The sequence below is a fragment of the Mesorhizobium sp. M7A.F.Ca.CA.002.05.1.1 genome (assembly GCF_003998335.1).
GTDB lineage: Bacteria > Pseudomonadota > Alphaproteobacteria > Rhizobiales > Rhizobiaceae > Mesorhizobium.
In genome coordinates, this window is the sequence record NZ_RZQI01000108.1 from 1 (window position 1) to 10,985 (window position 10,985).

General features: G+C 62.2%; 11 protein-coding genes and 1 pseudogene. 5 read left to right on the top strand and 7 right to left on the bottom strand.

Features of this window, described 5'->3' with window-relative positions; translation table 11 throughout:
• A partial coding sequence (locus EN939_RS08325) for a 1-acyl-sn-glycerol-3-phosphate acyltransferase (protein WP_127267640.1) occupies positions 1-661 on the bottom strand: 661 nt, incomplete at its 3' end.
• 138 nt (positions 662-799) lie between these two features.
• Here EN939_RS08325 and EN939_RS08330 point away from each other — a divergent pair.
• The gene (locus tag EN939_RS08330) at positions 800-1,297 is read left to right on the top strand and encodes a GNAT family N-acetyltransferase (RefSeq protein ID WP_127267641.1); all 498 of its coding nucleotides are present in this window, start codon (positions 800-802) and stop codon (positions 1,295-1,297) included.
• A 149-nt stretch (positions 1,298-1,446) separates the two neighbouring features.
• On the opposite strand, the gene thrS is transcribed toward EN939_RS08330, so the two are convergent.
• The 3 genes from thrS to yidD form a co-directional block, all read right to left on the bottom strand.
• Entirely contained in the window at positions 1,447-3,423 is a 1,977-nt protein-coding gene (gene thrS, locus EN939_RS08335) for a threonine--tRNA ligase (protein WP_127267642.1), read from the bottom strand.
• 175 nt (positions 3,424-3,598) lie between these two features.
• The gene (blaOXA, locus tag EN939_RS08340) at positions 3,599-4,426 is read right to left on the bottom strand and encodes a class D beta-lactamase (protein WP_127267643.1); all 828 of its coding nucleotides are present in this window, start codon (positions 4,424-4,426) and stop codon (positions 3,599-3,601) included.
• Between the two features lie 148 nt (positions 4,427-4,574).
• Positions 4,575-4,949: a membrane protein insertion efficiency factor YidD gene (gene yidD, locus EN939_RS08345; RefSeq protein WP_127267644.1), complete on the bottom strand. Its 375-nt coding sequence runs from the start codon at positions 4,947-4,949 to the stop codon at positions 4,575-4,577.
• Between the two features lie 336 nt (positions 4,950-5,285).
• On the opposite strand from yidD, the pseudogene EN939_RS08355 reads away from it, so the two are divergent.
• Positions 5,286-6,202: pseudogene (locus EN939_RS08355) on the top strand (LysR substrate-binding domain-containing protein).
• Between the two features lie 18 nt (positions 6,203-6,220).
• Here the strand turns inward: EN939_RS08355 and EN939_RS08360 are convergent.
• Together EN939_RS08360 and EN939_RS08365 are read right to left on the bottom strand one after the other, a co-directional pair.
• Entirely contained in the window at positions 6,221-6,667 is a 447-nt protein-coding gene (locus tag EN939_RS08360; RefSeq protein ID WP_127267646.1) for a cell envelope integrity protein TolA, read from the bottom strand.
• Between the two features lie 2 nt (positions 6,668-6,669).
• Positions 6,670-7,116: an iron-sulfur cluster assembly scaffold protein gene (locus EN939_RS08365; protein WP_127267647.1), complete on the bottom strand. Its 447-nt coding sequence runs from the start codon at positions 7,114-7,116 to the stop codon at positions 6,670-6,672.
• 240 nt (positions 7,117-7,356) lie between these two features.
• Here EN939_RS08365 and folE point away from each other — a divergent pair, with 240 nt between their 5' ends.
• The 3 genes from folE (at position 7,357) to EN939_RS08380 (ending at position 9,600) form a co-directional block, all read left to right on the top strand.
• Positions 7,357-7,992, top strand: coding sequence for a GTP cyclohydrolase I FolE (folE, locus tag EN939_RS08370; protein WP_027036853.1), 636 nt, complete (start codon positions 7,357-7,359; stop codon positions 7,990-7,992).
• Between the two features lie 90 nt (positions 7,993-8,082).
• The gene (gene hisI, locus EN939_RS08375) at positions 8,083-8,544 is read left to right on the top strand and encodes a phosphoribosyl-AMP cyclohydrolase (RefSeq protein WP_127267649.1); all 462 of its coding nucleotides are present in this window, start codon (positions 8,083-8,085) and stop codon (positions 8,542-8,544) included.
• An 84-nt stretch (positions 8,545-8,628) separates the two neighbouring features.
• Positions 8,629-9,600: a patatin family protein gene (locus EN939_RS08380; protein ID WP_127267650.1), complete on the top strand. Its 972-nt coding sequence runs from the start codon at positions 8,629-8,631 to the stop codon at positions 9,598-9,600.
• A gap of 7 nt (positions 9,601-9,607) precedes the next feature.
• Here the strand turns inward: EN939_RS08380 and recJ are convergent.
• A partial coding sequence (recJ, locus tag EN939_RS08385; protein ID WP_127267648.1) for a single-stranded-DNA-specific exonuclease RecJ occupies positions 9,608-10,985 on the bottom strand: 1,378 nt, incomplete at its 5' end.

Below are 10,985 nucleotides of genomic sequence, written 5' to 3' on the forward strand. Positions count from 1 at the left end.
GCCCGCTGACCAGATGGAACAGCCTGCCGTTCTGCCCGGAAAAATGCATCGGGATGACCGACGCCCTGGCGTCCTGGACGAGACGGGCGGGAAACATCTTCCACGGCAAGTCGCGTGCCTGGCCAAAGCCCTTCGGCGCGGTGGCGACACCGCCGGCCGGAAACACCACGATGGTGACGCCTTCCTTCAACAGCCGCACCGCCTCATGGCGCACGGCCATGTTGTTCTTCAGCGCGTCCTTGGTCTCGGAAAAGTCGATTGGCAGCGAGTAAGGCTCCATCTCGCGGATCTTGAGCAGGTCCTTGTGAATTATCACCCGGAACGGGCGTCCGAGCTGCTCGACCAACGACAGCACGGCAATGCCGTCACCAATGCCGAACGGATGATTGGCGACGATCACCAGCGGCGTGTTCGGCAACTGTGCCGGCGGCCACTGATCCGATGTCCGCACGCGGACGTCGATCAGTTCGAGCATACGGCTGAACACGCGTTCGCCTGTCGGCACGACCTGGCGGCGCCAGAAATCATAAAGTGCTGTGTAGCGGTCGCGGCCCGACAGGCCTTCGACCGAATGAATGAACCAGCGTGTCAGCGCCGGCTGGCGCGGATTGGCATAGGAAAGCTCGGGAAAGGGTCGTTCGCGCAATTTCAGCTTGAGCATGAGGGCTCGTTACAAGGTCGGCGTGACAGGGATATGAAGTAACCGATGTTCCGCCCCCACCGGCACTGGCCCGATGGGGTCAAGGCGCGGAGGCGAGAGCGTCTTGGCGGCCCGACGGTGGTTTGCTACACGAATCTCATGATCATACGACCAGAAAACGCCCATGACATTGCAGAAATCCGCGCGCTGGTCACCACCGCTTTCGACGGTGCGCCATACAGCGCTGGAACGGAGGGAGCCATTGTTGACGCCCTGAGAGCGGGAGGCGCGTTGACGGTTTCCTTGGTGGCAGAACAAGATGGTGAGATCGTTGGTCATGTCGCCTTCTCTTCAGTCAAGATCGACGGCACCGAAGTCAATTGGTACGGTCTCGGGCCAGTTGCAGTGCGACCTGACCGACAGCGGCAAGGCGTCGGTGTTCAGCTAATAGAAGCTGGACTTGACCGGATAAAATCGCTTGGCGCGGCTGGATGCGTGGTTCTAGGCGATCCCGGCTACTATTCCCGATTTGGGTTCAAGGCCGACCCCACTCTGAGGTTTCCAGACGTTCCGCCGGAGTATTTCCAATGTTTGGATTTTGGCCCTGACGCTCGGCAAGGCGTCGTCCTTTATCATCCGGCTTTTTACGGAGCCTAATCCACTTCACAAGGCGTGGTGGTCGCGTCTTCAAGGCAGCGCGTCCTGGCAATCAACCCGATGGTCGCCGACAAGGTGTGAAGGACATACCGCCTACTATGAAAATGGCGGTGGATCGCTCCACCGCCATTTGGTCGAAACCATGCCAATCAAGCCGCGCGTTTGCGCCGGCGGTCGGGTGTAACAGCTTCCTCGGTCAGTTGCGCGATCGCCTGGTCGAGGCCAAGCGATTCCTGGTCGCGCGAGCCCAGCCGGCGCATGTTGACGGTCTGCTCTTCCGCCTCGCGCTTGCCGCAGACGAGGATGACCGGAACCTTGGCTAGGCTGTGCTCGCGGACCTTGTAGTTGATCTTCTCGTTGCGCAGATCCGCTTCCGCCAACAGCCCTGCGGCCTTCAGCTTTGCCACCACCTCGGTCGCATAGCCGTCGGCATCCGACGTGATCGTCGCCACCACCACCTGCAGCGGCGCGAACCACAGCGGGAAATGGCCGGAATAGTTCTCGATCAGGATGCCGAGGAAGCGCTCCATCGAGCCGCAGATCGCGCGGTGCACCATCACAGGCTGCTTCTTCTCGGAATCGGAGCCGATATAGAAGGCGCCGAACCGTTCCGGCAGGTTGAAGTCGACCTGCGTCGTGCCGCACTGCCATTCGCGGCCGATGGCATCCTTGAGCACATATTCGAATTTCGGGCCGTAGAAGGCGCCCTCGCCCGGATTGATCGAGGTCTTGATGCGATTGCCGGACCGTGTCCTGATCGTCTCCAGCACGCTCCCCATGATCGCCTCGGCATGATCCCAGGCTTCGTCGGTGCCGACGCGTTTATCGGGCCGCGTCGACAGCTTGACGCTGATTTCGTCAAAACCGAAATCAGCATAGGTCGACAGGATCAGATCGTTGATGCGCAAGCACTCCGCGGCCAGCTGCTCCTCGGTGCAGAAGATGTGCGCATCGTCCTGCGTGAAGCCGCGAACGCGCATCAGCCCGTGCAGCGCGCCCGACGGCTCGTAGCGGTGCACATTGCCGAATTCCGCAAGCTTTACGGGAAGATCGCGATAGGACTTCAACCCATGCTTGAAAATCTGCACATGGCCCGGACAGTTCATCGGCTTCAGCGCGAAGACCCGGTCGTCATCGGTGTCGTCGCCGGCGACCGTCACCTTGAACATGGCGTCGCGATACCAGCCCCAATGGCCTGACGTCTCCCACAGGCTCTTGTCGAGCACCTGCGGCGCGTTGACCTCCTGATAGCCCTGCTCGTCGAGGCGGCGGCGCATGTAGTTGACCAGGTTCTGGAACATCTTCCAGCCCTTGGCATGCCAGAAGACGACGCCCGGTCCCTCTTCCTGGAAATGGAACAGGTCCATCTCGCGGCCGATCTTCCTATGGTCGCGCTTCTCGGCCTCCTCCAGCATCATCTGGTAGGCTTCGAGCTGCGCCTGATCAGCCCAGGCCGTGCCGTAGATGCGGGTCAGCATCGGGTTGTTCGAATCACCGCGCCAATAGGCGCCGGCCACCTTCATCAGTTTGAAGGCATTGCCGATCTGCCCGGTCGAGGCCATGTGCGGGCCACGGCAGAGGTCGAACCAGTCGCCCTGCGCGTAGATCTTGAGATCCTGATCCTCGGGAATGGCGTCGATCAACTCCAGCTTGTAGCGTTCGCCCTTGTCGGCAAACACTTTTTTCGCCTTGTCGCGCGACCAGACTTCCCTGGTGAACGGCTTGTTGCGCGCGATGATCTCACGCATCTTCTTCTCGATCACCGGAAAATCGTCGGGCGTGAACGGCTCGTTACGGGCGAAGTCGTAGTAGAACCCGTTCTCGATCACCGGCCCGATGGTCACCTGCGTTCCCGGCCATATCTCCTGCACGGCTTCCGCCAGCACATGGGCCGCGTCGTGGCGGATCAGCTCCAGCGCGCGCGGGTCGTCGCGGGTGACGATCTCGACCTTGCCGGACTTGCCGAGCGGATCGCTGAGATCGCGAACCGTGCCGTCGATCGCATAGGCGACCGCCTTCTTGGCCAGCGATTTGGAGATCGATTCGGCGAGGCCAGCACCGGTCATCGCCGCGTCATATTCGCGGACGGAGCCATCGGGAAATGTCAGGGAAACGGAATTCAGCATATATATCTCCTATCCAGTCCCGCAAACGAGCGCGGGTGGTTGAAATGCATGTCGCCCAAAAGTGTATGGCGGTTTTGGGTTACGACATGCATAGGGAAAAGCCGGATGCGTCCGGCAGCGGCTGTCTTTTATGGACAGATTCCGCCGCCGTAAAGCCCGGCTCAAATGTCAGCGTTCATTTGATGAGGAGCGGCAAATCCTTCAGGAACGCAGCCCGGGTCTTGAGGCCCTTTGGCATGTCCGTACGGTTGGCATCGACGACAAGCCGCGCAAAGACGATCTGGCGGCCATCCTTGTTCGCCCATCCGACGAACCAGCCAAGCGAGCGCTTGTCCTGGACCTTGTCGGCGTCGTTGCGCAGCCTGGTGCTGCCGGTCTTGCCTTGCACCGTCCAATCCCCGGCCTGGAAGGTCGGGATGATGGCTGATGTCATGTCGTAGGCCTTGGCCGAGACAGGCAGCTTGCGGGCCAGCAGCTTGCGCAGGAATTCGACCTGCTCGACCGGCGTGATCTTGAGCGAGGAATTCACCCAGGACTTGGTCAAACCATCATTCTTGCCGGGATTACCGGAAACATCGGCATTGCCGTAGTCGAATTTCGAGACATAACCGGCAAAACTCTCAGACCCAAGCCGGCGGGTGATTTCCCGGGAAAACCACAGGATCGAATCTCGCTCCCAGACCACCGGATCGACGGTCTTCTGATCCCGCTTCACCGCGCTGAATTCAGGCTTGTAATCCCAGCTCGGCGTGTGCTCGTCGCTCAGGATCCCGCTGTCATAGCCGATCAGCGACAACGGCACCTTGAACGTCGACGCCGGGCTGAACCGCTGGTCGCACACCCCGTCCTGGTAAAGCGTCTTGCCGCTCGCCGCATCGGCGATCACCGTGCACTGCACGTCCCCCAGCGGCGCCGATTGCGCGCGCAACGGAAATCCCAGCAGCCAGGCGAGCAGGAACAGTATCCCGGCAAAGATGAAGGGAAGACGGTCGAAATTGCGCATTTGTCTGCTCGCTCAAGAGGGGGGTTCGCGAGCGGCTTAGCGAGGTCTCTTGTCTCGATTTTGTCTCAAATGCGCAGTCTTTGTGCAGGCTGTTGTTAACCCTACCGGATCGTAAACGGGCAGAGCCGCCGGTACCTGACCGACGCGATCACCCCTGCGCTTCGCCGCGCTTGCTGCCGATCCGCCAGTACCGCCATGGCGTGAACCAGACATAACGATCCTCCAGCACCTCCGGCACGCGGTCGATGCCATGCGTGCCGAATGGCCCGCAGCGCAGCACACGGAACAATCCCATCCAGCCGCCGGCCCACAGGCCATGGCGGGCGATCGCCTCATGGGCATATTCCGAACAGGTCGGCAGATGCCGGCAGGTATTGCCGACAAAGCCCGACAGCGTCAGCTGATAGAGGCGCACGAGCGACGTGCCGAGGAGACGGCCCGGCGTCTTGCGCCATGGACCGGGCCAGTTGCGGCCGCGTTTCGGCGGCCTGGCGATATGCGCATGCCCATGCTGGTCGCGCACCACAGTCTCCGTATCGCGTTTCCCAGGCGATAGATGTGAGCTTCCACTGGAGAACGCAATCCCCACTCCTTGTGCGCACTCAGTCGTCACGGGCGGAACGGCGAAACGGCTGCCTGTCAGGCGAAGACGCCCACCGGCCACGACTGGTCGGCTCTTCGTAACGCTTTTCATGCTGTCTTCTGTCACGCCATTGAAACGTTGCGATCCGCATGACATCGCCAAAGATGCTCAGCAACTGGATCATGGTCGGTCTCCTTTGACATGGATTAGACCGCCGCTGGCCTTCGCCTTCAAACGAGTATAATTTCCACTTCGGATAATCCTGGGTTATGCGAAATGAAGCGTGGGCGCCTGCCGCTGACGGCATTGAGGAGCTTCGAGGCGGCGGGCCGGCATCTGAGCTTCAGCCGGGCCGCCGAGGAGCTTTTCGTCTCGCAGGCGGCGATCAGCCGGCAGATCCGGGAACTCGAAACCTTCCTGCGCCAACCCTTGTTCGAACGTCACCATCGCCGTGTCGAACTGACCGACACCGGGCGGCGTCTGCTGGAGCAGCTTGTCAGAAGTTTCGACGCCATCGATACCTTGCTTGGAGAACTGGTGGCGACACCGGCGCAGTCCGTGGTCCGCGTCAGTGTCGAGCCGTCGCTTGCATCCGTGTGGCTGGTGCCGCGGCTCAACCGGTTTCGCCAATTGCGGCCTGACATCGACGTCTCGCTCGAGGTCGACCCAAGGCTGATCGAGTTCCGCAGCGATCAGCCGGAGCTTGCCTTGCGCTTCAGCGCGCATGCCACCTCGTGGCCGCGCAGTCAGGCTGAGCGGCTTGCCTCGACGGTCGATTCGCCGGTCCTGTCGCCGGCGCTGCTTGCCTCTGGCCCTGCCCTCGACAGGCCGATCGATCTTGGTCGCTACACGCTCTTGCACGAGGAGAACCGCCAGGGCTGGGCGCGCTGGTTCGAAGCGGCCGGCGTGCCCGCCGACGCCATACCGGCGCGCGGGCCGATGCTGGCGGATGCGTCGCTTTCAAAGCAGGCCGCCTTGCTCGGACATGGCGTGCCTTGGGCGATCTCTTGCAGATCGGCGCGGAAATCGCATCCGGCGCGCTGGTCAAGCCGTTCGACATCGACGTCGCATCCGGCGCCTATTGGCTGGTGGCCAGAAACTTGCGCGACCTCTCGGAACCGGCCGCCGCGTTCGCCGACTGGCTCAGAAGCGAATTTGCCGAAAGCAGGCGGGTGCTGGAAGCGCAGGCTTGAACCTTCCGGCCGGGCCCGCTACTTGGCCTTCTTGCGGTATTTTTCGAAGAGTTTGTCGAGCGTATCCGCGGCCGGAAGCTCGCCCGGTGAGTCTTCTCCCGGGTTGAATGTGAGGATGACATCGCGCCACATATCATAGTGGGCAGCATATGATGTCAGCCTGGGAAATGGCGCGCAGCGTGCGATGGCCCGGACAGCGGACTCGGCAACCTTGTCCGGCGGCGTCGTCACAGGACCGAGGATTTTTGGCGGGCCTGCGAGTGACCCGTCCTTGTTCAGACTGATCTGGACGCGTGCAATGCTGTGGGTGTTTGCAGGCATGTTCCAACAATGCTGGATTGCCTTCATGAGATAGTCGCCGATATCGCGCTCGACCGCTACGTCTGCCCGGCTCGGGGTCCCGCCCAACGCGAGTGAGCCAGCAAGGCTCCCGGCAAACACCAGGCTTTGGTAGCCAAACCCCAAGGTCAGGCCGCTTCTTCGGCGCGCTTCTTCTCGATCTGGCCGATGGCGTCGACCACGGCATCGAAAGTCAGCATGGTCGAAGCGTGCCGCGCCTTGTAGTCGCGCACCGGCTCCAGATATCTGAGGTCGGCGAAGCGACCGTCCGGCGGGGCGCCATTTTCCTTGAGCATCTTCAGCATGGTGTCGCGCACCGCGCGCAATTCCTCAGCACTCGCGCCGACGACATGCTGCGCCATGATCGATGACGACGCCTGGCCGAGCGCACAGGCTTTCACGTCATGGGCAAAGTCCGTGACCAGGCCGTCCTGCATCTTGAGGTCGACGGTGACCGTGGAACCGCATAGCTTGGAGTGAGCCTTGGCGGTCGCGTCAGGATGATCGAGACGGCCGATGCGGCCAATGTTCCCGGCAAAACCGAGAATTTTCGCGTTGTAGACCTCGTTTATCATTATTTTCCAATCCGTCGCCGCCAAGCGAACAGCGATTGCCGCTGTCGTGTCTTCCTTTCGCTCGCTATGACCTTATATAATGCTGGCAGTCCGGTATCGACAAGAACGACGAAAGCCAATGTCCTTGCCGGGAAGTTCACGCCACTTACGGGGCTGGAAACGGGGCGAGTTTCCGACACCGAAAGGTCGTGGTCCGTTCAACTCGTTCCTCCGCCGAGAGGGACTACGGGAGACGCCTTTATGGATGCCGTCATCAAGAAGCTCATGCCACAGTCAGCCTATATGGAAAAGCCGGTCACCGACCGGCCAAGCGAAGCCGAAGTCGAAGCCGCCGTGCGCACGCTTTTGCGCTGGACCGGCGACAATCCGGACCGCGAAGGGCTGGTCGACACGCCGAAGCGGGTGGCAAAGGCCTATCGCGAAATGTTCGGCGGCTACGACATGTGCCCGGCGGACGAGCTCGGCCGCACCTTCGAGGAGGTCGCCGGCTACGATGACCTGGTCATCGTCAAGGACATAACATTCCATTCGCATTGCGAGCACCACATGGTGCCGATCATCGGCAAGGCACATGTCGGCTATCTGCCGGATGGCAAGGTTGTCGGCCTGTCCAAGATCGCCCGCGTCGTCGATATCTTCGCCCACCGCCTGCAGACCCAGGAGGCGCTGACGGCGCAGATCGCCGGCGTCATCCAGGACGTGCTCAATCCGCGCGGCGTCGCCGTCATGATCGAGGCCGAGCACATGTGCATGGCCATGCGCGGCATCCGCAAGCAGGGTTCAACTACGCTGACCTCGACCTTCACCGGCGTCTTCAAGGATACGCCCGAAGAGCAGGTTCGTTTCGTGACCATGGTGCGTGGCGGCGGGATCTGAATGGCCCTCGCCGGCCATCAGACCATGATCCCGAAAAGTGGAGACCGGTTTTCGGACAAGATCATGGTCAACGAGGAAAATGGACCGGCGATGTCGGCACTGGAATTTCCAAAAGCTCCGTCGGACAAGAAAGCGCTCGAGGAAGGCGCGGTGTTCTCGCCGCGCTTCGATGCAGCCGGGCTGGTCACGGTCGTCGTCACCGATGCCGGAGACGGCATGCTGTTGATGCTTGCGCATATGAATGCGCAAGCACTGGCACTGACGCTGGAGACCGGCATCGCCCACTACTGGTCGCGCTCGCGCAACGTGCTTTGGAAAAAGGGCGAAACATCAGGCAATTTTCAGCATGTCGTCGAGATGCTCACGGATTGTGACCAGGATGCCATATGGTTGCGCGTCAAAGTGTTGGGCCACGACGCAACCTGTCACACCGGCCGGCGTTCATGCTTTTATCGGACGGTGGGGCTGGTCGATGGCAAGGGGACGCTTGCCGGCGACGGCAGCAAGCCGCTGTTCGATACGGAAAACACGTATCGGAAACCACCAGCTTGAACCTTCTGCCTGACACCAACCACACAGATTCATCATTTCGATACGGCCCGCTCGTATAGTAGCCGTGGGACAAGGGAGATCATGATGCTCGAGTGGGCGTCATTGCGTAACAGACCAGATGTCAGGGAGGCCAACGGCCTATCCTCGTCAGGCGGCGCGTCCGAAACGAACTCCCAGAAGAAAACAGCCATTTCGCTCGCCTTGGGTGGCGGTTGCGCCCGCGGCTGGGCGCATATCGGCGTGCTGCGCGCGCTCGACGAAGCCGGCATCGAAGTGTCGATGATCGCCGGCACCTCGATCGGCGCGTTGGTCGGCGGCTGCTATCTCGCCGGCAAACTGGACGAGCTCGAAGAATTCGCCCGCAGCCTGACCAAGCGACGCATCTTCGGCCTGCTCGATCTCAATTTGCGCGGCAGCGGCCTGTTCGGCGGTATGAAGCTCGATGCAAGGCTGCGCGAGCACATGGCCGGCATTCGTTTCGAGGACCTTGCCAAGCCGTTCGTCGCGGTCACCTCCGAGATCCGCACCGGCCACGAAATCTGGCTGTCGAGCGGCTCATTGATCACCGCCATGCGCGCCTCCTACGCGCTGCCCGGCGTGTTCGAGCCGGTGAATTGCAACGGCCGCGTGCTGGTCGACGGCGCGCTGGTCAACCCGGTACCGGTATCGGTCTGCCGCGCCTATGAGCAGCCGCTCGTCGTGGCGGTCAACCTTCACTATGATCTGTTCGGCCGCGCCGCCGTCATCAAGCATAGCGCCGGCGAGTTGGTCGTTGAAAAGGACGCGCCGCGGCCTGGTCAGATCGACGCCGAGCGCCAGTCGCATCAGACGCGGCTCGGCATCACCGGCGTCATGGTCGAGGCCTTCAACATCATTCAGGACCGCATTTCGCGCGCCAGGCTTGCCGGCGACCCGCCTGACATGTCGCTGCAGCCGAAGCTCAGCCATATCGGCCTGACCGAATTCCACCGCGCCGACGAGGCGATCAACCTCGGCTATCAGGCGACGATGGCGCAGATCGGCGAACTGACCCGGCTGCAGACCGTTCTCGCCTGATCAAAGCCTACGCACGAGCCGCATCGGTGATGCGAAACTGCACGGTGCGGTTGCCATTCCAGTAGTTGCCTGACAGCGAACCGGCGACGTGGATCGTCTTGCCCCGGTTCTTGAACAGGAATTCGCCAAGTGCGGTATCGACAGCGCGAAAGGCGATCGCCTGGATGCGGCCGCCGCTTTCCGATTGCAGTTCGACGCGGATGTGGTTGGTGCCGACCGGCCGCGCATCGGCCAATCGGTGGCGCGGCAACGCGAAAACAGGGGCCACATGCCCGGCACCGAAGGGTCCGGCCTGTTCCAGCGCGTCGAGCAGGCTGAGCGTCGCGCCTTCAGCGGCAAGTGCGCCGTCTATGGCCAGGCTTTCCTCGCCCTGCAGGCGAAACACGTCGGCTGCCGCCCGTTCTTCGAAAAACGCCCTGAGTTCGCCAAGCCTTGCCCGCTCCACGGTGATGCCCGCCGCCATGCCATGGCCGCCGCCCTTGACGATCAGACCGGCAACGGCCGCCTCGCGCACCAGCCGGCCGAGGTCGAAACCCGAGACCGAGCGGCCCGAACCGGTGCCGATGCCCACAGCATTGAACGCGATGGCGAAGGCGGGCCGCCGGGCATGATCCTTCAATCGCGAAGCGAGCAGGCCGACAATACCCGGATGCCAGCTGTTGGAGGCGGTGACGACGATAGCCGGGCCATTGCCGCCGGCGAGCTCTGCATCGGCCTCGACGCGCGCCGCCGCGAGCATCTCCTGCTCCATCAACTGCCGTTCCTGATTGAGCCGGTCGAGCGTCTCGGCAATGGTGCGCGCCTCGACCGGGTCGTCGGTCGCAAGCAGCCGGCTACCAAGTGCGGCATCGCCGATGCGTCCGCCGGCATTGATGCGCGGGCCGATCAGATAGGCCAGATGGAAAGTGCTGATCGGCTCGCCGATACGCGACACGCGTGCCAGTGCCGCCAACCCTTCATTCTTCTGCTGGCGCGCCATCTGCAGCCCCTTGACCACGAAGGCGCGGTTGACGCCGGTCAGCGGCACCACGTCACAGACTGTGGCCAATGCCACGATATCAAGCAGCGAAAGCAGGTCCGGCGGCGTAGCATCGGCCATGCGGCCGCGCAGGATCCTGGCCGTCTGCACAAGGGCGAGGAAGACCACGCCGGCGGCACAGAGATGGCCCTGCCCGGAAAGGTCGTCGTCGCGATTGGGATTGACGACGGCAATTGCCGCCGGCAAGGCACCGCCGACCTGGTGGTGGTCGAGCACCACGACATCGGCCCCAGCCTCGTTGGCGGCATCGATGGAAACGGCGCTGTTGGTGCCGCAATCGACAGTGACGATCAGTGTCGCGCCACGCGAAACAAGTTCGCGCATGGCATCCGGGTTGGGCCCATAG